Annotated in this window: 21 protein-coding genes; 14 read left to right on the forward strand and 7 right to left on the reverse strand. The window is 53.9% G+C overall.

Annotated elements, in window-relative coordinates; genetic code table 11:
- Positions 1-5: 5 nt before the first annotated feature.
- The 4 genes from AC6I8K_RS20470 to AC6I8K_RS20485 all read right to left on the reverse strand — a co-directional run bounded on the left by AC6I8K_RS20470 (position 6) and on the right by AC6I8K_RS20485 (position 4,195).
- On the reverse strand, positions 6-1,472 hold the full coding sequence (locus AC6I8K_RS20470) for a pyridoxal phosphate-dependent decarboxylase family protein (RefSeq protein WP_497827448.1): 1,467 nt from the start codon (positions 1,470-1,472) through the stop codon (positions 6-8).
- A 12-nt stretch (positions 1,473-1,484) separates the two neighbouring features.
- A complete protein-coding gene (locus tag AC6I8K_RS20475; protein ID WP_064740068.1) occupies positions 1,485-2,870 on the reverse strand; it encodes a diaminobutyrate--2-oxoglutarate transaminase in 1,386 nt (461 codons plus the stop codon).
- Positions 2,871-3,076: 206 nt separating this feature from the next.
- Entirely contained in the window at positions 3,077-3,844 is a 768-nt protein-coding gene (locus tag AC6I8K_RS20480; RefSeq protein ID WP_497827449.1) for a prepilin peptidase, read from the reverse strand.
- Between the two features lie 141 nt (positions 3,845-3,985).
- Positions 3,986-4,195, reverse strand: a complete 210-nt coding sequence (locus AC6I8K_RS20485) for a hypothetical protein (protein ID WP_064740066.1) — start codon at positions 4,193-4,195, stop codon at positions 3,986-3,988.
- A 243-nt stretch (positions 4,196-4,438) separates the two neighbouring features.
- Here AC6I8K_RS20485 and arnB point away from each other — a divergent pair, with 243 nt between their 5' ends.
- The 8 genes from arnB (at position 4,439) to AC6I8K_RS20525 (ending at position 13,218) form a co-directional block, all read left to right on the forward strand.
- Positions 4,439-5,575 (forward strand): UDP-4-amino-4-deoxy-L-arabinose aminotransferase, encoded by a 1,137-nt coding sequence (gene arnB / locus AC6I8K_RS20490; RefSeq protein ID WP_497827450.1) that lies wholly within the window; start codon positions 4,439-4,441, stop codon positions 5,573-5,575.
- Between the two features lies 1 nt (position 5,576).
- Positions 5,577-6,563, forward strand: coding sequence for an undecaprenyl-phosphate 4-deoxy-4-formamido-L-arabinose transferase (gene arnC / locus AC6I8K_RS20495; protein ID WP_497827451.1), 987 nt, complete (start codon positions 5,577-5,579; stop codon positions 6,561-6,563).
- Positions 6,560-8,539: a bifunctional UDP-4-amino-4-deoxy-L-arabinose formyltransferase/UDP-glucuronic acid oxidase ArnA gene (gene arnA / locus AC6I8K_RS20500; protein ID WP_497827452.1), complete on the forward strand. Its 1,980-nt coding sequence runs from the start codon at positions 6,560-6,562 to the stop codon at positions 8,537-8,539. Before arnC ends, arnA begins: the two co-directional genes overlap by 4 nt.
- Positions 8,536-9,420 carry a 4-deoxy-4-formamido-L-arabinose-phosphoundecaprenol deformylase gene (gene arnD / locus AC6I8K_RS20505; protein ID WP_064740062.1) on the forward strand — a complete coding sequence of 295 codons (885 nt, stop codon included), beginning with the start codon at positions 8,536-8,538 and terminating at the stop codon, positions 9,418-9,420. The genes arnA and arnD overlap by 4 nt, the downstream gene beginning before the upstream one ends.
- Before the next feature lie 20 nt (positions 9,421-9,440).
- Positions 9,441-11,102 carry a lipid IV(A) 4-amino-4-deoxy-L-arabinosyltransferase gene (gene arnT / locus AC6I8K_RS20510; protein WP_497827453.1) on the forward strand — a complete coding sequence of 554 codons (1,662 nt, stop codon included), beginning with the start codon at positions 9,441-9,443 and terminating at the stop codon, positions 11,100-11,102.
- Positions 11,099-11,419, forward strand: a complete 321-nt coding sequence (arnE, locus tag AC6I8K_RS20515) for a 4-amino-4-deoxy-L-arabinose-phosphoundecaprenol flippase subunit ArnE (RefSeq protein WP_497827454.1) — start codon at positions 11,099-11,101, stop codon at positions 11,417-11,419. Before arnT ends, arnE begins: the two co-directional genes overlap by 4 nt.
- Entirely contained in the window at positions 11,416-11,781 is a 366-nt protein-coding gene (arnF, locus tag AC6I8K_RS20520; RefSeq protein WP_497827455.1) for a 4-amino-4-deoxy-L-arabinose-phosphoundecaprenol flippase subunit ArnF, read from the forward strand. The genes arnE and arnF overlap by 4 nt, the downstream gene beginning before the upstream one ends.
- Positions 11,782-11,997: 216 nt before the next feature.
- Positions 11,998-13,218 (forward strand): aromatic amino acid transporter, encoded by a 1,221-nt coding sequence (locus tag AC6I8K_RS20525; RefSeq protein WP_497827456.1) that lies wholly within the window; start codon positions 11,998-12,000, stop codon positions 13,216-13,218.
- A gap of 40 nt (positions 13,219-13,258) precedes the next feature.
- On the opposite strand, the gene otnK is transcribed toward AC6I8K_RS20525, so the two are convergent.
- Both otnK and AC6I8K_RS20535 read right to left on the reverse strand, forming a co-directional pair.
- The gene (gene otnK, locus AC6I8K_RS20530) at positions 13,259-14,539 is read right to left on the reverse strand and encodes a 3-oxo-tetronate kinase (RefSeq protein ID WP_483818441.1); all 1,281 of its coding nucleotides are present in this window, start codon (positions 14,537-14,539) and stop codon (positions 13,259-13,261) included.
- Positions 14,533-15,198 (reverse strand): aspartate/glutamate racemase family protein, encoded by a 666-nt coding sequence (locus AC6I8K_RS20535; protein ID WP_483818511.1) that lies wholly within the window; start codon positions 15,196-15,198, stop codon positions 14,533-14,535. Before AC6I8K_RS20535 ends, otnK begins: the two co-directional genes overlap by 7 nt.
- 203 nt (positions 15,199-15,401) lie before the next feature.
- Here AC6I8K_RS20535 and AC6I8K_RS20540 point away from each other — a divergent pair, with 203 nt between their 5' ends.
- Together AC6I8K_RS20540 and AC6I8K_RS20545 are read left to right on the forward strand one after the other, a co-directional pair.
- Positions 15,402-16,649, forward strand: a complete 1,248-nt coding sequence (locus tag AC6I8K_RS20540) for an alpha-hydroxy acid oxidase (protein ID WP_497827457.1) — start codon at positions 15,402-15,404, stop codon at positions 16,647-16,649.
- Positions 16,650-16,651: 2 nt separating this feature from the next.
- On the forward strand, positions 16,652-17,341 hold the full coding sequence (locus AC6I8K_RS20545; protein WP_483818439.1) for a substrate-binding domain-containing protein: 690 nt from the start codon (positions 16,652-16,654) through the stop codon (positions 17,339-17,341).
- On the opposite strand, the gene AC6I8K_RS20550 is transcribed toward AC6I8K_RS20545, so the two are convergent.
- Positions 17,338-18,372 carry a LacI family DNA-binding transcriptional regulator gene (locus tag AC6I8K_RS20550; RefSeq protein WP_483818438.1) on the reverse strand — a complete coding sequence of 345 codons (1,035 nt, stop codon included), beginning with the start codon at positions 18,370-18,372 and terminating at the stop codon, positions 17,338-17,340. The genes AC6I8K_RS20545 and AC6I8K_RS20550 overlap by 4 nt on opposite strands.
- Positions 18,373-18,637: 265 nt before the next feature.
- Between AC6I8K_RS20550 and AC6I8K_RS20555 the strand changes: the two genes are divergently transcribed.
- The 4 genes from AC6I8K_RS20555 to AC6I8K_RS20570 are packed head-to-tail and all read left to right on the forward strand — an operon-like array spanning position 18,638 to position 22,532.
- Positions 18,638-19,945 (forward strand): MFS transporter, encoded by a 1,308-nt coding sequence (locus AC6I8K_RS20555; protein ID WP_497827458.1) that lies wholly within the window; start codon positions 18,638-18,640, stop codon positions 19,943-19,945.
- Between the two features lie 13 nt (positions 19,946-19,958).
- Entirely contained in the window at positions 19,959-20,597 is a 639-nt protein-coding gene (gene otnC, locus AC6I8K_RS20560; protein ID WP_064740050.1) for a 3-oxo-tetronate 4-phosphate decarboxylase, read from the forward strand.
- 36 nt (positions 20,598-20,633) lie between these two features.
- Entirely contained in the window at positions 20,634-21,782 is a 1,149-nt protein-coding gene (locus tag AC6I8K_RS20565) for a lactonase family protein (protein WP_497827459.1), read from the forward strand.
- Between the two features lie 42 nt (positions 21,783-21,824).
- Positions 21,825-22,532: a hypothetical protein gene (locus tag AC6I8K_RS20570; protein WP_497827460.1), complete on the forward strand. Its 708-nt coding sequence runs from the start codon at positions 21,825-21,827 to the stop codon at positions 22,530-22,532.
- Positions 22,533-22,609: the final 77 nt, after the last annotated feature.

Consider the following 22,609-nt stretch of genomic DNA (forward strand, 5'->3'; position numbering starts at 1 on the left):
TGCGATTACGCGTTCAGCAACTGATTCGCCGTTTTCTCAACCAGTGCCAGCAGGACTTTAACATCCTCCAGCGTCACGGTTGGGTTGAGCAATGTCAGCTTCAGGCAGGTCACGCCCTGATTCTCGGTTACACCGACGTTGGCGCGGCCTGAATCAAGCAGTGCATCGCCGATACGCTGATTGAACAGGGCAATCTGAGCGGTGTCGGTCAGTTGCTCTGGACGATAGCGGAACAGCACGCTGGCCAACTGAGGCTGCATCACCAGCTCGAGACGTGGTTCAGAGGTGACAAACTTCGCCACGTCCTGCGCCAGTGTGACACCATGATCGATGATGGCGGCATACTGTTTCTGACCCAGCGCTTCCAGGCCCATCCACAGTTTCAGCGCATCGAAACGACGCGTGGTCTGCAGAGATTTGGATACCAGGTTTGGCACGCCTGCCTCTTCATCAAACTCAGAGTTCAGGTAAGCCGCCTGATAGCGCATCAGCTCGTAATGACGCTCATCTTTCAGCAGGAACGCACCGCAGCTGATGGTCTGGAAATACTGTTTGTGGAAGTCCAGCGTGACAGAATCGACGAGCTCAAGGCCATCGAGGTAGTCGCGATACTTCTCGGACAGCAGCAGTGCGCCGCCCCATGCTGCATCGACGTGTACCCAGATGTTGTGCTCAGCAGCAATTCCGGCAATTTCACGCAGCGGATCGATCGCACCGGCATCGGTGGTACCAGCAGTCGCCACGATCGCCAGTATCTGTTCGCCGTTAGCTTCGGCCTGCGCCAGCTTGGCTTTCAGGTCTAACACATCCATACGGGCGTATTGATCAGACTTGACTTGCACCACAGACTGATAGCCGTGACCGAGCAGCGCCATATTCTTCTGTACCGAGAAGTGCGCATTTTCAGAGCACAGCACTTTGATCTTACGCAGATCGCCGGTGATACCGTGCTGCTGCACCGAGTGACCCTGGCGCTGATAGAACGCATCGCGTGCCAGCATCAAGCCCATTAAGTTGCTCTGGGTGCCGCCGCTGGTGAAGACACCGGCGTCGCCAGCCGGATAACCCACTTGCGCACGCAGCCATTCGATCAATTTGATCTCAATGATGGTGGCAGAAGGGCTCTGATCCCACGAATCCATACTCTGGTTGGTAGCATTAATCAGCACTTCTGCCGCCTGGCTTACCACCAGGCTAGGGCAGTGCAGATGCGCCACACATTGTGGGTGATGCACTGAAAGACTGTCTTTCAGGAAATATTCAATCGCGCGTTCAATCGCGGCCTGGTTACCCAGGCCGTTTGGATTGAAGTCGAGCGTGATACGCTCGCGCAGTTCGGCAACGGTTTTGCCTTGATACATCTCAGGCTGTTGCAGCCACTGCACAACCGCGGCGCTGCTTTGGGCAATCGCCTGCTGGTACGCCTCAATGCTCTGTGCAGAGGCGGCCAGAATCGGGTTTACTTCAGACATTTACTCTTCCAATCAAACAGGTTTGACGCCAGCGCCAATCAGCGCCTGCTCAAATTTATCCAGGAAAATCGCCAACTCATCGTTGGTGATCAGCAGTGAAGGCAGCAGACGCAATACTGCGCCATGACGGCCACCGCGCTCCAAAATCAGACCTGCTTCGAAGCACTTCTTCTGCAGCAGCGCAGAGAGCTCGCCGTCAGCCGGGAAACTGCCCATGTGATCGGCCGCTTCGTTTGGTTTAACAATCTCAATACCGATCATCATACCGAGGCCACGAACATGACCAATGACTGGGAAGCGTTTCTGCATTGCAGTCAGCTGCTGTTTCAGCCATTCACCCTGCGCGGCAACTTTGCCCGCGATATCCTGCTCTTTCAGGATTTTCAGAGTAGTCAGGCCGGTAGCCATCGCCAGCTGGTTGCCACGGAAGGTGCCGGTGTGATGACCTGGCGACCAAACGTCGAACTGCTTTTTGATGCCCAGTACAGCCAGTGGCAGACCGCCGCCAACGGCTTTTGACATCACGATAATATCAGGCTCGATACCTGCGTGTTCAAAGGCGAAGAATTTACCGGTGCGGGCAAAGCCAGCCTGAACTTCGTCGAGGATCAGCAGAATGCCGTGTTCCTGCGTCACTTTACGGATGCGCTGCAACCACTCCGCCGGTGCTGGATTCACGCCGCCTTCGCCCTGAACGGCTTCGAGAATCACGGCCGCAGGCTTGCGCACACCGCTTTCCACGTCGTTGATCAGGTTGTCGAAGTAGTAGGTCAGCGCTTTTACGCCAGCTTCACCACCGATCCCCAGCGGGCAACGATACTGATGCGGGTAAGGCATGAACTGCACTTCTGGCATCAGGCCATCAACCGCTTCTTTAGGTGCAAGGTTACCGGTGACGGACAGCGCGCCGTGCGTCATACCATGGTAACCGCCAGAGAAGCTGATCACGCCGCTACGGCCAGTGGCTTTCTTCGCCAGTTTCAGCGCGGCTTCAACAGCATCGGCACCGGAAGGGCCGGTGAACTGCAGGCAATAATCTTTACCCTGGCCTGGCAGCAGCGAGAGCAGAGATTCAGAGAACTGATCTTTCAGTGGTGTAGTCAGATCAAGAGTATGTAACGGCAAGCCGCTGGTAATGACATTTTGAATGCTCTGGAGAACATCAGGATGGTTGTGACCCAGTGCCAGCGTCCCTGCGCCAGCCAGACAGTCAAGATATTGTTTATTCTCAACATCTGTGATCCACACGCCATGGGCTTTAGCAATGGCTAAAGGCAATTTGCGCGGGTAACTCCTGACGTTAGATTCAAACTCAGCCTGACGGGCTAAGAATGCGTCGTTATTTCCGTTGAATGCATTGGCACCAAAACTATCAATACGGACTTTATCCGTCATCATATCTCTCCTTCAACCGGGGCTCGTATGGCTCGCCAATTGACTAATTGAACAAAAAAGTAACAGCTGTGAAAAAACGCGGCCAATATAGAGCCTTTTGACCTACATCACAATGATTAATTTTGTTTAGAATTGTTTACTCTTTCCATATATGAATCAGGGCGTTGGCCAGAAATTGGCCGCTTTATTTCGCACCACCTCAGGGGTGGTTAAAAAATAATCGAATGAATAAAGAGACTTATCGCCGCTAAGGCGATCCAGGGACCAAACGCAATGGTGTGATTAACGTCCCGCTGGCAGCCAATTCGGGTAATCAAAACCCCTAAAATAGCGCCGCCGGAAGCCAATAAAAGCACCCAAGGTAAAAGTGGCCATCCCAGCCAGGCCCCGATTGCCGCCATCAGTTTTGCATCACCCATGCCAAGGGCATTAATCCCTCTAATCCATTGATATAAAACCGCCAGTGCCCACAACAGGCTATATCCCGCAATAGCACCTAGCACCGATTCATGTAACGAACCCGGGAGCCAACCCAGCGTTTTGAACAGTAATCCAGCCCATAGCAATGGCAGCGTGATCACGTCGGGTAATAGCAAATGGTTGAAATCAATAAAGGCTAACGCTGTTAGCGCCCAGAACATTAGAAGTGCGCTCAGCAAGTGCATATTAACGGGCATGAGCCATAGCAGCAGCAGCGTTAAAAGTGCCGTTATTATCTCCACCTGTGGATAACGCACACTTATTTTGCCGCGACAATAACGGCATTTACCGCCTAACAGTAACCAACTGAAGACCGGCACGTTGTCACGCCAGCGGAGCGGGGTTGAACATTGTGGGCAGTAAGAGGGCGGATAACAGAGATTAAGCGCAGTACCCGGATGCAGAATTTGCTGCGGTAAGCGAGAGATCACAACGTTGAGAAAGCTGCCAACGGCCAATCCCACTAAACCGCCGATTAACCCACACACATATTCCATTGCCGCGACCTCGCGCCATCCAGGCTTGTCATGGCCGCGACGTTACGCCAAAGCGAGGATCGGTGCGAGGGGAAAAAGGGGGTTACAAGGGTTTACATCGGGAATGCCGAGCGGGCTCCAGAAGTGGCGAGCGTCAGGCCATTAAGCCTGCTGTTTAAACAGTTGAATGGCTTCCTGCACATTACTGGTCGCGAGGGACATCACACGATCGTTATTGAGAAACACATCGTAGTGACCCGCGTTATAGCGAAATACGTAGAGATCACCGCGATAACGTAATCCCTTTGTTTTCACGCCGATATGATGGCGGCGCAGTGCAGCCTGAGACAGTCTGTCAGTAGCCGTACTCATCGCATTATCCTCCAGACGTTATAAGACATAACCTGACTTAGTATAGGGTCAAAACCTTAATTTAACCTTAAGAAGAGTGCCGTTTAGTGGTTTAAAACCAATAAAGTTGTCACTTCCTCTACCAATCCTCAACGTGTCAGAAAAAGGCCACTGAGTACCTATCTCATTTAATGTTGCGTTAAGTTTATCCGCGTATTTTGGAATAAATGGCAGTTAAATAGTGCTTAATTCCAAGGTAATGTTATGAATTTTCTACCATTCTCACGCCCCTCGTTAGGCGAGGAAGAGTTAGCAGCAGTTAAATCGGTATTTGAATCGGGTTGGATAACCACTGGGCCTAAGAACGCCGAATTGGAACAGGCTTTCTGCCAGCTTACCGGTAATCAGCATGCTATTGCCGTGAGTTCCGCCACGGCAGGAATGCACGTCACACTGCTGGCGCTGGGGATTCAGCCCGGTGACGAAGTGATTACGCCTTCATTAACCTGGGTTTCCACCCTTAACATCATCACGCTACTCGGTGCCACGCCGGTGATGATTGATATCGATCGTGACAGCTTAATGGTAACGCCCGCTCAGATTGAAGCGGCTATAACACCGCGTACTCGCGCCATCATTCCGGTGCATTACGCCGGTGCGCCGGCCGATCTGGATGCGATTCGCACGATTGGCGCGCGTCACGGCATTCCGGTGATTGAAGATGCCGCGCATGCGGCAGGTTGCTATTACAAAGGCCAGCACGTCGGACATCAGGGCACCGCCATCTTCTCCTTCCACGCCATCAAAAACATGACCTGTGCCGAAGGTGGCTTGATTGTCACTGATGATGCGGCACTTGCCGATCGCCTGCGCAGCCTGAAATTCCACGGTCTGGGCGTGGATGCTTACGATCGTCATACGCACGGGCGCAAGCCGCAGGCCGAAGTGATCATGCCGGGCTTCAAATACAATTTGCCGGATATCAGCGCCGCCATAGCCTTGGTGCAGTTGAAAAAACTGCCCGCAATCAATGAACGCCGTGCTGCGATTGCGCAGCGCTATCTCACCGCACTGGCGGATACGCCGTTTTTACCGCTGGCGCAGCCAATCTGGTCACACCAACACGCATGGCATCTGTTCATTATTCGCGTCGATGAAGCGCAATGCGGCATCAGTCGTGATGCACTGATGGAAAGCCTCAAAGCTCAGGATATCGGCACCGGCTTGCATTTCCGCGCCGCGCACACTCACAAATATTATCGTGAACGCTATCCGCAGCTTTCTCTGCCGCATACCGAATGGAATAGCGATCGCATCTGCTCCATCCCTTTGTTCCCCGATATGCGCGACGAAGACGTAAACCGCGTGATCAGCGCATTACGTCAGATCGCTGGAGTTTGACATGCTGGAAGAAAAAACCATTCGTAAAATTTCCGTGGTGATCCCGGTATACAACGAACAGGAGAGCCTGCCGGAGTTGGTGCGTCGCACCCACGCAGCCTGCGCGGGATTGGAACTGGAGTACGAGATTCTGCTGGTCGATGACGGCAGTAGCGATCGCTCGGGCGAAATGATTGCGGATGCTGCGGATAGGCCTGGCAGCCATGTGGTTGGCGTGTTGCTAAACCGCAATTACGGTCAGCATTCGGCGATCATGGCGGGCTTTAGCCACGTGAGCGGCGACCTGATCATTACTCTGGATGCCGATCTGCAAAACCCACCAGAAGAGATACCCAATCTGGTCAAAGCCGCGCAGCAGGGCTATGACGTGGTGGGCACCGTGCGTCAGAACCGCCAGGACAGCTGGTTCCGCCGCCGCGCCTCGCGCACCATCAACCAGTTGATTCAGCGCGTCACCGGCAAAGCGATGGGCGATTACGGCTGCATGTTGCGCGCCTATCGTCGCCATATCGTCGATGCGATGCTGAACTGCCACGAGCGCAGCACCTTTATTCCTATCCTCGCCAATACCTTTGCGCGCCGCACCATTGAGCTGCCGGTGGCACATGCCGAGCGCGAGTTTGGCGATTCCAAATACAGTTTTATGCGGCTGATCAATTTGATGTATGACCTGGTGACCTGCCTGACCACCACGCCGCTGCGTTTGCTGAGTATCGTCGGCAGCCTGATTGCGCTGGCGGGCTTTGCTTTCTCATTAATTCTGATTGTGCTGCGCCTGTTCCTTGGTGCCGGTTGGGCAGGAGACGGCGTATTTATGCTGTTCGCGGTCCTGTTTATCTTTGTCGGTGCGCAATTTATCGGCATGGGCTTACTTGGCGAATATATCGGCCGAATTTACAACGACGTACGCGCCCGTCCGCGCTACTTCATTCAACGTGTGATTCACCCAAAGCAAAACGCTTCATCTGTACAGGAAATTGAGCAATGAAAACTGTCGTCTTCGCCTATGCCGAAATGGGCTGCGCGGGTATTTCTGCCCTTCTGAACGCTGGCTATGAAATCAGCGCTATTTTTACCCACTCTGACACAGGAACAGAAAGTCATTTTTTTGAGTCGGTGGCGCGTCTGGCAGCTGAACAGAGCATTCCGGTGTATGCGCCTGAAGATGTCAATCATCCGTTGTGGGTCGATCGCATTAAAACGATGGCGCCCGATTATATTTTCTCCTTCTATTACCGCGCTTTATTAAACGACAGCATTCTCAGCAGTGCGCGTCTCGGTGCCTTTAACCTGCACGGTTCGCTGCTGCCAAAATACCGTGGTCGTGCACCGTTGAACTGGGTGCTGGTCAAGGGTGAAACCGAGACAGGCGTAACGCTGCATCGCATGGTGAAACGTGCTGACGCGGGTGACATTGTGGCGCAGGAGCGCGTGGCGATTGAGGAGCAGGATAATGCGCTCACGTTGCATCGCAAGCTGGTCGCCTGTGCAACGCATGTGCTGGAAGGGGCATTACCTGCCGTTAAGCGTGGTGATATCGTCACCACGCCTCAGAATGAAAGCGAAGCCACGATAGTGGGGCGTCGTACGCCAGAAGATGGTCGCATCAAATGGGAAGCCCCGGCGCAGACGGTCAACAATCTGGTTCGTGCCGTCACCTATCCGTGGCCAGGCGCATTTGCTTTTGCCGGAACAGTAAAATTCGTGGTGTGGAAAGGTCGCGTGCACCACACAGAACATCAAGCCAAACCGGGTACCGTGCTCTCCGTGGAGCCATTCCTTATCGCCTGCGGTGAAGGCGCATTGGAAGTGGTGACGGGCCAAAGCGATAACGGCGTATTTATGAACGGCAGTCAGCTGGCGCAAAACCTCGGCATGGTGAAGGGCGCCTTGCTCTATTCTCAGCCGGTGGCGGCAGTGAAACGTCGTACGCGCGTACTGATCCTCGGCGTTAACGGATTTATCGGTAACCACTTAACCGAACGTCTGCTGCAGGACGATAACTTTGAAGTGTATGGTCTGGACATTGGTTCCGATGCCATCAGTCGCTTCCTCGAACAACCGCGCTTCCATTTTGTCGAAGGCGACATCAGCATTCACTCAGAATGGATTGAATATCATATTAAGAAGTGCGATGTGGTGCTGCCGTTGGTGGCCATCGCCACGCCAATTGAGTACACCCGCAATCCACTGCGCGTGTTCGAACTCGATTTTGAAGAGAACCTCAAAATCATTCGTGACTGCGTGAAGTATAAAAAACGCATCATTTTCCCCTCAACCTCCGAAGTGTATGGCATGTGTACCGATCAGCATTTCGATGAGGATCACTCCAATCTGGTGGTGGGGCCGATCAATAAACAGCGCTGGATCTATTCGGTGTCTAAGCAGCTGTTGGACCGCGTAATTTGGGCTTACGGTGAGAAAGAAGGGCTGCGCTTTACGCTATTCCGTCCATTTAACTGGATGGGCCCGCGCCTCGATAACCTCAATGCCGCGCGTATCGGCAGCTCTCGTGCCATTACGCAGTTGATCCTCAATTTGGTGGAAGGTTCGCCGATCAAGCTGATTGATGGTGGCGCGCAGAAGCGTTGCTTCACCGACATCCGTGACGGAATCGAAGCGCTGTTCCGCATCATCGAGAACAAGCAGAACAACTGCGACGGGCAGATTGTTAACATCGGTAATCCGGATAACGAAGCCAGTATCAAAGAGTTGGCCGAGCGTTTGCTGGCGAGTTTTGAACGTCATCCGCTGCGCAGCCACTTCCCGCCGTTTGCCGGTTTCCGCGAAGTGGAAAGCAGCAGCTACTACGGCAAAGGGTATCAGGACGTGGAACACCGTAAGCCATCGATAAAAAATGCCCGTCGCCTGCTGGACTGGACACCGACAGTGGAGATGGATATCACCATCGATAACACGCTGGACTTCTTCCTGCGCACCGTTGAGCTCCAGGATAAGCCATGAAGAAAGTCGGTTTGCGCGTCGATGTGGATACCTGGCGCGGCACCCAACTCGGGGTGCCGGCGTTACTGGAGCAATTCAGTCTGCATCAACTGCAGGCCAGTTTTTTCTTCAGCGTCGGACCAGACAACATGGGGCGCCATTTATGGCGTCTGATGAAGCCGCGCTTTCTGTGGAAGATGCTGCGTTCACGCGCAGCATCGCTCTACGGCTGGGATATTTTGCTGGCAGGCACCGCGTGGCCAGGACGCGAAATTGGTCGTGGTCTGGAGGAGATCATCAGCGCCACCGCCGATCATCATGAAGTCGGTTTGCATGCATGGGATCACTTTGCCTGGCAAACCTGGGCGGGAGTTTGGCCGAAAGAGAAGTTAGTGGAGCACATTGCGCGCGGTAAACAGGCTTTAGAAGCGCTTATTGGTGACAATGTCACGTGTTCGGCAGTGGCTGGCTGGCGCGCAGATGGTCGCGTAGTGGCGGCGAAGCAGCCGTTTGGTTTCCGCTACAACAGCGACTGCCGCGGTAGCGGGCCATTTTTACCCATCCTCAGCGATGGCACGACCGGCACGGTACAAATTCCGGTGACATTGCCGACGTGGGATGAAGTGGTTGGACAATCGGTTAAAGCTGAAGACTATAACGACTTCATCCTCGATCAGATGCAGGCCGCAACGGGCTCACCGGTCTATACCATTCATGCCGAAGTGGAAGGGATCGTCGGGCTAGAGGCGTTCGCCGATCTGCTAAGACGTGCGCAGCAGCAGGGTATCCAGTTTTGCCCGCTCAGTGCCTTGTTGCCCGACGATCTTAGTACGTTGCCACAGGGCAATATTGTGCGCGGACACATTGCCGGACGTGAAGGCTGGCTAGGCTGCCAGCGTTAATTTTCTTATAGGAAACACGGATGCGTACAGGCACTAAAACTGCACTGTTGATGACACTCTTTGCGCTGTATTACCTGATCCCGATTGAATTCCGCGCCTTGTGGCAACCGGATGAAACCCGCTATGCAGAAATCAGTCGCGAAATGCTGTTCAGCGGCAATTGGGTGGTCCCGCATTTCTTTGATTTACGCTATTTCGAAAAACCCATTGCGGGCTACTGGGTGAATAACATTGGGCAATGGCTGTTTGGTCACAGTAATTTTGGCGTGCGGGCCGGGTCGATTTTCAGTACCACGCTGAGTGCGGTGCTGATCTATTGGCTTGGCAAGCAAATGTTCACCAGCCGTAAAATCGCCCTTACTGCCAGCATAATTTTTCTGACCTCACTGCTGGTGTATGGCGTGGGCACTTACGCCGTGCTTGATCCAATCCTGATGTTGTGGCTGGTCGCCGCGATGTGCAGTTACTGGCTGGCGGCGCAGGCGAAGCGCAGCCAGCAACGCTTGTGCGGTTATCTGCTGCTCGGTGCAGCCTGCGCGATGGGTTTTATGACCAAAGGATTTCTCGCGCTGGCGGTGCCGGTGCTGGCAATTCTGCCGTGGGCCATCTGGCAGCGCCGTTTCGCTGAATTACTGCGTTGGGGACCGCTGACGATTGCAGTTGCTGCGCTGCTTAGCATGCCGTGGGCGCTGGCGATTAATCAGCAGGAAGGGGATTTCTGGCACTATTTCTTCTGGGTGGAACATATTCAGCGCTTCGCTGACGCCGATGCGCAACACAAAGCGCCATTCTGGTACTACATTCCGGTGCTGTTGGCGGGCTGTCTGCCGTGGCTCGCGCTGCTGCCGGGTTCGTTGATAACGGCGTGGCGTCAGCGCAGTCAGCAGGCTGGGCCGATCTATTTGCTCAGCTGGGTTGTGCTGCCGCTGCTCTTTTTCAGCATCGCAAAAGGGAAATTGCCGACTTACATTCTGCCGTGCTTTGCGCCGCTGGCGCTGTTGATGGCGCATTACGCGCACCGCGGCTCGGTGCAGGTGATGAACGCGCTGAGGGTAAATGGCTGGATCAACCTGTTGTTCGGCGCCATCACCACGCTAGTGTTATTGGTGGCGCTGGCACCGTGGGGCGTCTCGCATCGGCCACTTTACGGCAGTGATGAATTCATTGGCGTGCTGTGTGCGGCGCTCGCCTTTATCGGCTGGGGCGTGATGGGTTGGCTAAGCCGTAAGCCGGAAAACGATCGCTGGCAGTTAGCTGCGCTCTGTCCAATGATGTTGGCGCTGCTGGTCGGTTTTGCTATTCCGCAGAAGGTGCGTGATGCCAAACAGCCGCAGAGTTTTGTCAGTGCCGTACACGATCAGCTGGCGGATAGTCGTTATCTGCTGGCCAACAATCCGGGCGTGGCATCCGCGGTGGCTTGGGAGCTGCAGCGCAGCGATATCAACTTTTATGATGCCAAAGGCGAGTTGCAATATGGTCTGAGCTATCCGGATGTGCAGTCGCATTACATTGATGCAGATAACTTTGCCGACTGGCTGCGGATCCATCGTCGTCAGGGGAAGGTTTCGTTGGTGTTGATGATGAACGCCAGCGACAGCTCGCCGGATAAAAATTTACCGAAACCGGATGATGTCTATCGTCAGGGCCGCCTGGTTTACTACGGCTACGATGCCAAACCATGAATCTGCTACTGATTTTACTGGTGAGCATGCTGAGTTGCGCTGCACAGCTGTGCCAAAAGCAGGCGGCGCATCTCGGCATCAAAAAAGGTATTTATTGGCTAGCGCTCAGCATCTTGCTGCTGGGTATCGGCATGTTGTTGTGGCTGGCGATATTGCGTGTGGTGCCGGTGAGCGTAGCGTATCCGATGCTGAGTCTTAACTTTGTATTGGTGGCAATCGCGGCGCGGATGATCTGGCGCGAAACCTACAGTGTGCAGCAGTGGATTGGCACATTGGCAATTGTTGCTGGCGTGGCGCTGATGGGAAGTCATCTATGAAGGGCGTGTTGCTGGCGCTAAGCAGCGTGTTGCTGGTATCGCTGGCGCAGTTAGTGCTGCGATCGGCGATGCTGGATTTTCCGCCGTGGCGCGAATTGCTGAGTATGCAACATTGGAAAGCGCTGCTGCTGTTAGCGCTCGGCCTCGGCGCTTACGCGCTTTCTATGGTGTGCTGGATGCTGGCGCTGCGCCATGTACCGCTTAACCGGCTCTATCCGCTGCTTAGTTTGAGTTATGTAATGGTATGGCTGGCAGCGATTTCCTTGCCGATGCTGGGTGAAACCTTCCGCTGGAGCAGCTTTGCCGGCGTGGTGCTGATTGTATTGGGCTTGTTGCTGGTTTCGCTGCCGCGCCGCAGATGATGGCGCTATTTAGGCATCCACTGTAGGGCACGATTTATCGCGCAATAAATTGCGCCGCTACAGTGAGTGCGCATCGTTGGATGATGACTACGTGACTTCCCATTTGCAACGCGCGCCGGAGGTTATCGGGGCGCGTTTTATCTCGCATCACACTCACTTCTCAGCGTTATCCCGTGTATCATCGCCGCCTTTAGGTTGTTTTGTTGGGAATAAGTGATGACGGAGATGACATTGTCCCGCCGCCAGCCTTCCGTTTGGTGGGGCGCGATGATTATTTGCGGCACCGTGGTAGGTGCAGGGATGTTTACGCTGCCGGTGGTGATGGCAGGCGCATGGTTCGGTTGGGCGATGGTGTTACTGCTGATCAGTTGGGGCGGGATGCTGCTGTCTGGATTGTTGTTCATGCGCGTTAGCCTGCAATATCCGCCTGGCGCAGGCTACGATACGTTAACCAAAGATTTGCTGGGCCGCGGCTGGGCGGCGCTCAACGGTCTCAGTATTTTATTTGTACTTGGGATTCTTACCTACGCCTATATCTCGGCCAGCGGGCCGGTTTATCAGCATTCACTCAATCAGGTGGGTTTGCCGATCTCCACCGCTGAAGCGAAAGTGTTGCTGACACTGTGTGTGGCGGCGGTGGTATGGCTTGGTACCACCGGCGTCAGTCGGTTGATGACCTTCTGCGTGCTCGCAAAAATTCTGCTGTTGATTGCGCTGTTTGGCGGCTTACTGACACAGGTGAACATGGGTTCGTTACTGAGCGGACCTTCAGCAGGAGAACATTACTGGCCTTATGCCCTCGGCGTGCTGCCATTTTGTCTCGCTTCGTTTGGTTATCACGGCAATATCACCGGCCTGGTGAGTTATTACGGCGGTAACCAAAAGAACATCACGCGGGCTTTGGTGTTAGGAACTTTATTGTCACTGGCGCTGTACCTGTTTTGGCTGACCAGCACGATGGGCAATTTACCGCGAGACGCGTTTCCCGACATTGTGAAGCAGGGCGGTGATATCGCGGCCCTGATGGCTGCGCTGCGAGCGCATCTGCACGTCAATGCGCTCGCACTGATGATGTCGATCTTCTCGCATTTCGCGGTGATCGCTTCATTCCTGGGCGTTACCGCCGGCCTGTTTGATTTCATCGCCGACCGTCTGGGATTAGGCAATTCGCCGGGCGCACGTTTGAAAACAGCGTGCCTGACCTTCGTACCCCCGCTACTCGCCTCTATTGGGTGGCCGAATGGCTTTGTCGCCGCGATTGGCTTTGCCGGACTGTTTGCCACCTTATGGGCGGTGATTATCCCCGCAATGCTGGCGTGGAAATCTCAGCAACGCTGTTCGCTTGCAGTGGTTTTGCTGTTTGTGTTTGGCGCGATGAATATGCTTGCCTGGCTGCTGAGCGGGTTTGGAGTGTTGCCGGAATTCGGCGGACAGTAAAGAGAGGAGAAGACAACGTCTGCACGACGTTGTCTTCAATTTAATGCGTTGAACCGGCTAACACGTTAAGTGCATGCGAGAAGAAGTCGCGCCGACCAAAATTACCCGATTTGAGGGCCAGCGCCAGCGGCCGATCGCGTTGCGCAAACAGAGCAGGCACGCCAGGATCGATTTCGGGTCCAACCTGTAATGAACCCAAATTCAGCGCGCTGACCACCGCACCCGAGGTTTCTCCGCCGCCAACCACCAAACGCTGGATGCCGACCTCCATCACCAACTTACGTGCCGTATCACCAAATAGCTTATCAAGGCGCTGCGAGATGTGGTGTTGGCCGAATTGCTGCTGTGCTTGCTTCACCGTTGCCGGGTCGCCAGAAGAATAGATGAGCGGGCAACGGTCCTGATGCGTGAGGATGAAGTCCACGAGATCATCAGCATTAATACGTTCCGCCATCACATCCTCAATCTCAATTGCTAGCACCGCATGCTGTTTTTGATGCTCCTCAATTTGCCCACGCGTCGCACCTGAACAGCTACCAACCAGAATGGCGCTGGAGCCTTTGATGGCAGGAAACTCACTGTTATTGCCTAGCGCTTTTCCGGCGCTGATAAAGTTGTGCGGCAAAGCCAGCGCGATGCCCGAACCACCACTGATCAGCTTCTCACCCGCAGCGGCGATGCCGATGAGCGTTAAATCGTGTTCACTGAGCGCATCCACTACCACCAATTGCGGTTCCTCTTCTGCGCGGGTTTGCAGAATCTCGCGCAGTGATGCACTGCCTTGCACCACTTGCTGCCAGCGAATGTGGCTGACGCGTGTTTTCGCCTGACGCGCCAGCAAACGACGGATATCCGCATCCTTCATTGGCGTTAAAGGATGATGTTCCATTCCGGATTCATTCAGTGGTCGGTCGTGAACAAATAAATTGCCTTGATAAACCGTACGGCCCATCGCGGGAAAAGCCGGGCAGACAATCACATTGCACGCGGCTAATCGCTGAGCCAACGCATCAAGTACCGGACCAATGTTGCCAGCATCGGTCGAGTCGAATGTTGAGCAATATTTAAACACGATTTGCGTACAGCCCTGCTGCAATAGCCATTCACAGGCCGCCAGCGATTGTTGAACGGCATCCTCCGCGGGGAGAGAGCGTGATTTCAAGGCAATAACACCCGCTTCGACTGCTTCGTCGGCAGGCTGGTGCGGTACGCCAAGATACTGCGTAGTGCGCAAACCGCCTTCGCCCATCAAGCCTTTCGACAGCGTGACGGCGATATCACTGGCACCGGTAAAATCATCTGCGATGACGCCAATCAGCATGATGAACCTCCCATCGCTAACTGCATTTTTTTCACTGCCGCATGCGGTGCCGTTAACACCGGAATCGACACCTGCTCTCGAACGGCGTCAGCAGCGCGCGAGGTGGAGAAGTGCGCCAGCATAATGACATCACAGTGGCTCAACTGAGGTGCAAACTCTGCCACCAGACGATTGTGATTGGCGACATCGCCTTTGCGCAGAAGATCGATAGCATCTGGCACCAGCACGGTTTCCAGCGTCGCGTGTGAGCCAATTTGTTTGGCATAGTGAGAAAACTCATCGCACATCGTCACCAATGATGGACCAAAGGTGGCCAGCATCCCGATACGTTCGCCTTGTTGCAGTGCCGCCTCGAACATCGCTTCGTTCGGTTTCAGCACCGGCACCGGTAAAGCCGCAGAGAGCTCATCAATCGCTGGGCCAAAGGCTGAGCAGGTCACCAGAATACCTTGCGCATTCATCGCGTAACCGTAGCGGCCAAAAGCAACAAAGCGATCAATCAACGGGCGCGAAAGCTGTTGTTCTTTTGCGCGATCCAGAGTCAAACCATCATCCAGCAAATTCACCACTTCAGCCTCTGGCCAAAGTTCATTAAAGGCTTCCTGAATAGGAGACATCGCCACTGGCGTGGCATGCAGTAAAACTATGCGTTGGCTCATCATTTTCTCCGACACCAGCGATACACAAGTGAATTACAGCACACCATACCTGAGGCAAAATGAAAATGTAAGGGCTTACATTTGTCTTCATAAGGTGATGCTCGTCACACAAAAAAAATGTGTATCTGTCAGGATGTAATTGAATGCATTCCCCAGAATGCCCATTTTGAAATCGCTTACTTTTGCTAACTCTGAGAACGCTTATGACCATTCGTGGAGAAACCACCGCTATTAACGTTAACGTGACACCCGAAGCGCAGGTGCGTCCTGTCAATACGGTGCCACGCCATTTCCGTGACCTGCTGGCATTGGATGATTTTGAACGCCATGCGCGTAAGCGCTTGCCAAATATGATTTATCAGTATGTGAAAGGGGGCGTGGAAACCGGTAGAGGACTTGCCGCGGCGCATGAGGCGTATCAGCAATATGTGTTTGTACCGCGTATGTTCCGCGATGTTTCAGGCCGCGATCAGCGAGTAAATTTATTAGGCCATGATTGGGCCCATCCGTTCGGCGTTGCCCCGCTGGGGGGCGCGTCATTTGTCAGCTACCGCGCAGATCTTATGTTGGCGAAAGCCGCCAGAGCGATGAATGTCCCCATGATCCTCAGCGCCTCGTCGCTGATTCCACTGGAAGAGGTGATTGCTGCCAACCCGGACGCCTGGTTTCAGGCCTATTTGGCCGGCGATCAGCCGCGTATCGACCGTTTAATCGAGCGAGTAGAACATGCTGGCTATAAGACACTGGTGGTCACCGGCGATACGCCAATGCTGGGCAACCGGGAGCACAACACCCGCAGCGGCTTCAGTATGCCGATAAAACTCACGCCGAAAGTGATGTGGCAGAGCGCCATGAGTCCGCGCTGGCTGCTGGGCACGGTGGCACAAACCTTCTTGCGTCACGGTGCGCCGCACTTTGAAAATACCGATGCTGAACGTGGTCCGCCGATGATGTCGAGTAAAGTGCGTAACACCAATGCACGCGACAAACTGAGCTGGAAGCACGTGGAAGCCATTCGCAAAAAGTGGAAAGGTAATCTGGTGATAAAAGGTCTGATGTCACCCGATGACGCGTTCATCGCGCGTGACCTCGGTGCAGATGCGGTGATTCTCTCCAACCATGGCGGCCGTCAGCTGGATTACACCGTGCCGCCGCTGCATACGCTCGCTGAAATAGCGGCGGCGAAGGGCACTATGAAAGTCATCATTGATAGCGGCATCCGTCGTGGCACTGATGTGATGAAAGCGATGGCGCTCGGCGCCGACTTCGTATTTCTTGGCCGCCCCTTCCTGTATGGTGCGGTGATTGGCGCTCAGGCGGGCGTTGAACATGCCATGCATATTCTGCGTGATGAAATTGACCGCGATTTAGCGCTGATTGGCGTAACGCGTCCCGATCAACTTAATGCTGCGCTGCTGCGTCGCGCCCCCTTATTTGGCCGCGAGGAATAATCATGGCGTTATCGATTTACAGCGCGCTCGCACTGAGCGCGCCTTTTCACACTTTGGCTGCACAGTGGCAGGCTCAGCATCCGGATGCGCCGCTGGCGATGCGCTGGCATCCCAGCACGCTCATTGAAAAGGAACTCAATGCCGGTGAAGTTGCCGATGTGGTGATCGCCACCGTTGACACCTTGGACCGACTGACGAAATCAGGATTGGCGGAACAGCATACCCGCATCGAACTGGTCGATTCTCCCATCGGTATTGCGGTGCTGGCGGGGGCGGCTCAGCCGGATATCAGCAATCGCGATAAATTGATTCAGGCTCTGCTTAGTGCGCGTTCTGTTGCATGGTCAGAGGCCGGAGCCAGCGGGGTCTGGTTCTCGCACTTGTTGAAGCAACTCAATATTGATGCCGAATTGCGCGCGCGCGGCACGGTGATTCCTGCAGGTTTTACCGCCGAGCAATTGGTGAAGGGCAACGCTGACCTGGCCATACAACAGATCAGCGAGCTGCTGATGGTTGAGGGTATTGATGTCGTTGGGCCGCTGCCAGCAGGCACGCAGCAGGCGATTTCGCTCTCTGCCGCAGTGTTGAACAGCGCCCAGCAGCCGGAACAGGCGCAGGCTTTCCTGACGTGGCTGAAAACCCCTGATGTGATGGACGTTTTCAACCGTTTCGGTATGGAAAGACGCGATTAGCGCTCCTGACGGGGCACCGAGCCGCTGCTGCCCCGGACAATCAACTCCGTGCTTATCTGCGTATGCGTCTGGGCTGGTAGGTTATTCAGCGTATTCAGTAAATAGTGCGCTGCATGTTCACCAATCGAGGCTAAATCGATGCGCATGGTGGTCAGTGGATGCTCCAAATGTTCGGCGTATTCATAGTCATTAAAGCCAACGATGGAAATATCATTGGGAATACGCATGTAACGCTCGCTCGCTGCGCGCATGGCACCAAACGCCAGCAAATCATTACCGCAGATTATCGCGGTGGGCGGCTTTGGTGCATCAAGTAAGCTAAACACCGCGCGGCGGGCATCATTCATGGTAAAGGCGTTATCAATTAAATGCGTATCCGGCAGCGTCAATCCATACTGCTGGAGGGCGCGGCGCGTACCGTTTAGACGTTCTGAAATACGATCGTTCGACGGCGGCGTACCCACAATCACGGCAAAACGCTGATGCCCCAACGCCAGCAAATGGTGCGCCAGGGTTTCTGCGGCTCCCTCGCTGTCATAGCCGACACAAGGTCTTTCGCTATCTTGCGAAAAGGTCTGCACGCAGGCGATCTCCTGCTGCACGATGCGCTCCCAAAGCTTTGGGTGGTGGGTATTGCCCACCAGCATCAACCCGTCAATACCGTACTCAATCAGCTTATTAACTTCTTTCAACTCCGTTTCAGGATCGAAGTTAGAGTTGGCCAACAGCAATGTATAACCGGCTTCGTGAATCAATTGCTGAAAAGCGGCCAGCGGACGCGAGAAAGTTTCCGTCGCCAGCGTTGGCACTACGGCACCAATCGTCATACTGCGGCGTGAGGCGAGGGTGCGGGCAGCGCGGTTAATCACATATCCTAACTCCTCACAGGCTTTTTCCACCGCTTCACGGCGTGATGCTTTCACGGTGGAACTGCCGTTCAAGACGCGTGAAACCGTCGCCGTTGATACTCCAGCGAGACGCGCTACATCATCCAGTGATACGCGGCCAGTTCCATTTTGCTTCTCACTCATCAAGTCACTCCTGCAGAAAGAGTGAGCTTGCCCACAAAAATAGCAGACAACTCACCATCAATTTTGAAAGCGCTTACTTTTGGCTTGACTGTATTTTGTAATCGCTTACTTTTGACATCATGTTATCAGGTTGGGTGTGCCTGCTCACGTTTTTTTAACATGTTCATCAATCGGCGTACCCAAATTTAACCACAACGCTGGCTGCTGGCCGCCGTAAGGCCGCACAACCTGTGTTAACTCTCTATAAATCATAAAGGAATTCACCATGCGCAGATATCCACGAATTCGCTGGCTGATGATCGTGTTCTGCTTTTTCGCCATCGCCATCAACTACATCGATCGTATCAACCTCGCGATTGCCGCCCCGCACATCAAAGCAGATTTAGGCCTTGATGACACCAGCATGGGGCTGATTCTGGGTGCCTTCTTCTGGACCTATGCGCTGATGCAGATTCCCGCCGGAAGGTTACTTGACCGCCTCGGTGCACGTGCCGGTCTGGCCATCGCCGTTGGCTGGTGGTCGTTATTTACGGTGTTTACCTCGTTTGGTAAAGGATTCACTTCGCTTTTTGCGGCGCGCTTAGCATTAGGGCTGGGTGAGGCAGGGGGCAATCCGGGGTGTGTGAAAGTTGTGTACAGCTGGTTCCCGAAAAAACAGCGCGCGACGGCGAGCGGCATTTTTGATGCGGGTCCGCGTGCCGGGAGTGCGCTGGCGCTGCCGTTGGTTGCCTGGCTGATTAGCGTGTGGGATTGGGAAACCTCCTTTGTCGTCACCGGCGCATTGGGACTGATTTGGGTGGTGATCTGGTTAGTCTTCTATCGCGAACCTGAAGAGATGAAAGGCCTGGATGAAACCGAGCGCCAAAATCTACTGGAAGATCGTGCTTTACCGACCACACAAGCCGACGCAAAAGTCGAATTGTGGTCACTGTTCCGCCATCGCAATGTATGGGGAATGATGATTGGTTTCTTCTGCATGAACTTCGCCACCTACTTCTTTGTCACCTGGTTCCCCACCTATCTGACGGTAGCGCATGGCTTCTCATTAAAAGAGTTGGGCACGCTTGGCGCCATCCCTGCACTGATGGGCATTCCGGGAAGTCTGCTCGGGGGGATTGTGTCGGATACCCTTTACCGTAAAGGATTTAGCCTTACTGCAGCGCGTAAAACCTGTCTTATCAGTGGCATGCTGCTCTCTAGCGTGATTGCTTTCGCGGCATTCACCGACAGCATAACGGTGATCCTGACGCTGTTCTCCATCACCTACGCCGGTTTAGCCTTCACCGCCGCCAACATCTGGACGCTGCCCGCCGACGTTGCACCCGCCAGTAATTATGTGGCCACGCTGGGCGGCATTCAGAACTTTGCCGGCAATCTGGCCGGGATTGTGACGGCCTCCTTCACGGGGTTAATGCTGAGCCTGAGCCACGGTTCATTTATGGTGCCGCTGCTGGTGGCGGGCGGTATCTGTGTGCTGGGTGCGCTGACCTTTATGTTTGTGCTCGGCAAGCTGGAGCCATTACCGATCAGCCCTAAGCGTGATGCCAACGTCATTGCTACCGCCAATCAATAAGGAGAGAAATCGCATGCAAAATGAACAGTCCTTACGCGAAGAGATTTGTCAGGTAGGAGCCGATTTGTTTAATCGCGGCTATACCACCGGCACGGCGGGAAACATCAGTGCTCGCCTGGAAGATGGCTGGCTGATTACGCCAACCGATGCCTGTCTGGGGCATCTGGAGCCAGGCCGAATTGCCAAGGTCAATCGTGATGGCGAATGGGTTTCAGGCGACAAGCCATCAAAGACGTTGCTGCTTCATCGTCAGATCTACGATCGCAATCCGGATGCGCACGGTGTGGTCCATACCCATTCCACGCATCTGGTGCAACTGACGTTAGCAGGCGTGTGGCAGCGCGACAGCATTTTGCCACCGTTGACGCCGTATCAAGTCATGAAAGTGGGGCGGATTCCGTTAATCGACTATCGCCGCCCAGGTCATGCCGATGTTGCCGCACAGGTGGCGGAGTTGGCGAATGACGTACGTGGCGTAATGCTGGAAAGGTTAGGGCCGGTGATGTGGGGCACATCCGTTTCAGCGGTGAGCTTCGCCCTTGAAGAGCTGGAGGAAACGGCCCGCCTTTGGCTGAACTGCGTGGATAAGCCCGCTGCGCTGCCAGAAGAGGCCGTATTGGAGCTGTGCGAACACTTCAACACGCGCTGGTAACACACTCTCTGTTCCCGATAAAAACGAGACCTACAGATGAAAAAGACCGTAATGGCCGCCGGCATGATGCTGTTTGCATCCACGGTATTGGCGCAGGAGACAGCGTTTGTCTACGTATCAAACGGTGACAGCGGCACGGTGACGGCGTATGCGTTGCAGAAAGCGCAGCGCCAGCTCAAACCGATTGGTGAATATCCCAGTGGTCTGAAAAGCATGCCGATGGCGGTATCGCAGGATAAGAAGACACTTTATGTCTCTGTTCGCAGTCAGCCCTATCATGTTTCAGCCTGGCATATTCAAGCTGACGGTTCGCTGCGTCATTTTGCGGATACACCGCTACCCGAAGCGATGGCGTATATCGCGCTGGATAAGAGCGGAAAATTCCTGCTTTCATCTTCTTACGGTGGCGATCTGTTTAGCATCAATCGCATTGCCAATGATGGCCACGTCGAGAGTGCGCCGGTTCAGGTGGTGCATACCGGTAAGCGTGCTCATGCGATCCAGACCGATCCCAGCAACCAGTTTCTCTTTGTGCCGCTGCTGGGCGCCGATCAACTGCTGCAATACCGTTTCGACAGTCATACCGGAACCGTCACGGCTAATACCCCTGCGTTTGTGAATATTCAGCGTGAAGCGGCAACCGGACCGCGTCATTTCACTTTCGCGCCGCAGCGAGATGAGAAGGGCGAGCAGAATCTCTATTTGCTCACCGAAATGGCGGGCAACATTTCCCGTCTGACCCTCAATAAAGAGGGCACCCTGACGGAGCATGAAGCGACAGCTTCACTCGATCCGTCCATCGCGGCAAACATGCAGCGTGGAGAAGCGCGCCCACTGACCGGCGACGATGATTTGCCAAAATCAGCCAAACCGCGTTTATGGCAAGCCGATATTCATATCACGCCCAATGGCCGTTTCCTTTATTCCACTGAACGCACCAGCAGCACTATCACTGCATTTCACGTTTCACCGCGTGATGGGCGACTGACGCTAATTAATAGCACGCAAACAGAAGCTCAGCCGCGTGGATTTGCAATTGATAACTCCGGGCGCTATTTAATCGAATCAGGACAAAAATCGACACAGCTTTCGCTGTATTCCATTGATCAAAAAACTGGCAAGCTAACATTAATTGAGCGCGTACCCACTGGCAAAGGGGCAAATTGGATCACCATCGTTGAGTAAATTTCTGCTCTACTTAATTCATTAGTAAGAAAAGGAGTCTTCATGTCGACTATTCGCAAGACATTATTAAGCACATTATTGTGCTCAACGCTGTTAAGCGCAGGATTACCGACACAAGCGGCTGAAAAAGGTGTTGCCACCGATCTGGAGCCACTGCACCACGTCATTCTGGAAAATAAATACGTCACCGTGATGCGCGTATTAATTCAACCCGGCCAATCCACGCTGTTTCATGAGCAGCATCTGGATTATGTGAATACGCACATTGAAGGCAGTCCGGTAAAAATAGAATATCCCGATAAGCCGGTTAACAATACCGAAATGAAAAGCGGCAACGTTAAATTTGGCGAGCATCAAGGGAAGTCTGATACTGACAAAGTCACTAATACCGGAAACAATGTTAATCATCAGGTCGCGTTCGAAATTAACATTCCCGGCCCGCAACATTTTGGTAACGCTACTCGGCCTGCTAACGATGCTTTTCAGTCTGTATTGGATAAGAAAACCGTTCGCGGCTGGAAGGTCACGCTCAAGCCTGGCGCCAGTACAGGCGAATACACGCAACACGGTCCTGGCGTGCGGGTGTTCTTCACCGAAGGGCGCGTACTGATTGCCGATCAGGCTCACGCTAACCGCGTGAAAGAAGTTTGGGTACACCCCGGCGATGCCTTTTTAACGGAGCCTGGTAAAGTGGATATTACCGCAGCGAGTGGCGACAATATCGTCTTTAATGACTATGAATTGTTATAGCACTGTTTGTATTTTGTGAACTGAGGTTGTCTGATAATGTGCACTTCTGTGGGTTGCCACAGAAGTGCATTATTGTT

The sequence above is a fragment of the Pantoea sp. X-Soil-ISGK-421 genome (genome assembly GCF_059730785.1).

Bases quoted from the DNA above. Each gene is read 5' to 3' on its own strand.
- AC6I8K_RS20470 (WP_497827448.1), bottom strand. From the start codon at position 1,472: ATGTCTGAAGTAAACCCGATTCTGGCCGCCTCTGCACAGAGCATTGAG.
- AC6I8K_RS20475 (WP_064740068.1), bottom strand. From the start codon at position 2,870: ATGATGACGGATAAAGTCCGTATTGATAGTTTTGGTGCCAATGCATTC.
- AC6I8K_RS20480 (WP_497827449.1), bottom strand. From the start codon at position 3,844: ATGGAATATGTGTGTGGGTTAATCGGCGGTTTAGTGGGATTGGCCGTT.
- AC6I8K_RS20485 (WP_064740066.1), bottom strand. From the start codon at position 4,195: ATGAGTACGGCTACTGACAGACTGTCTCAGGCTGCACTGCGCCGCCAT.
- arnB (WP_497827450.1), top strand. From the start codon at position 4,439: ATGAATTTTCTACCATTCTCACGCCCCTCGTTAGGCGAGGAAGAGTTA.
- arnC (WP_497827451.1), top strand. From the start codon at position 5,577: ATGCTGGAAGAAAAAACCATTCGTAAAATTTCCGTGGTGATCCCGGTA.
- arnA (WP_497827452.1), top strand. From the start codon at position 6,560: ATGAAAACTGTCGTCTTCGCCTATGCCGAAATGGGCTGCGCGGGTATT.
- arnD (WP_064740062.1), top strand. From the start codon at position 8,536: ATGAAGAAAGTCGGTTTGCGCGTCGATGTGGATACCTGGCGCGGCACC.
- arnT (WP_497827453.1), top strand. From the start codon at position 9,441: ATGCGTACAGGCACTAAAACTGCACTGTTGATGACACTCTTTGCGCTG.
- arnE (WP_497827454.1), top strand. From the start codon at position 11,099: ATGAATCTGCTACTGATTTTACTGGTGAGCATGCTGAGTTGCGCTGCA.
- arnF (WP_497827455.1), top strand. From the start codon at position 11,416: ATGAAGGGCGTGTTGCTGGCGCTAAGCAGCGTGTTGCTGGTATCGCTG.
- AC6I8K_RS20525 (WP_497827456.1), top strand. From the start codon at position 11,998: ATGACGGAGATGACATTGTCCCGCCGCCAGCCTTCCGTTTGGTGGGGC.
- otnK (WP_483818441.1), bottom strand. From the start codon at position 14,539: ATGCTGATTGGCGTCATCGCAGATGATTTTACCGGTGCCAGTGATATC.
- AC6I8K_RS20535 (WP_483818511.1), bottom strand. From the start codon at position 15,198: ATGAGCCAACGCATAGTTTTACTGCATGCCACGCCAGTGGCGATGTCT.
- AC6I8K_RS20540 (WP_497827457.1), top strand. From the start codon at position 15,402: ATGACCATTCGTGGAGAAACCACCGCTATTAACGTTAACGTGACACCC.
- AC6I8K_RS20545 (WP_483818439.1), top strand. From the start codon at position 16,652: ATGGCGTTATCGATTTACAGCGCGCTCGCACTGAGCGCGCCTTTTCAC.
- AC6I8K_RS20550 (WP_483818438.1), bottom strand. From the start codon at position 18,372: ATGAGTGAGAAGCAAAATGGAACTGGCCGCGTATCACTGGATGATGTA.
- AC6I8K_RS20555 (WP_497827458.1), top strand. From the start codon at position 18,638: ATGCGCAGATATCCACGAATTCGCTGGCTGATGATCGTGTTCTGCTTT.
- otnC (WP_064740050.1), top strand. From the start codon at position 19,959: ATGCAAAATGAACAGTCCTTACGCGAAGAGATTTGTCAGGTAGGAGCC.
- AC6I8K_RS20565 (WP_497827459.1), top strand. From the start codon at position 20,634: ATGAAAAAGACCGTAATGGCCGCCGGCATGATGCTGTTTGCATCCACG.
- AC6I8K_RS20570 (WP_497827460.1), top strand. From the start codon at position 21,825: ATGTCGACTATTCGCAAGACATTATTAAGCACATTATTGTGCTCAACG.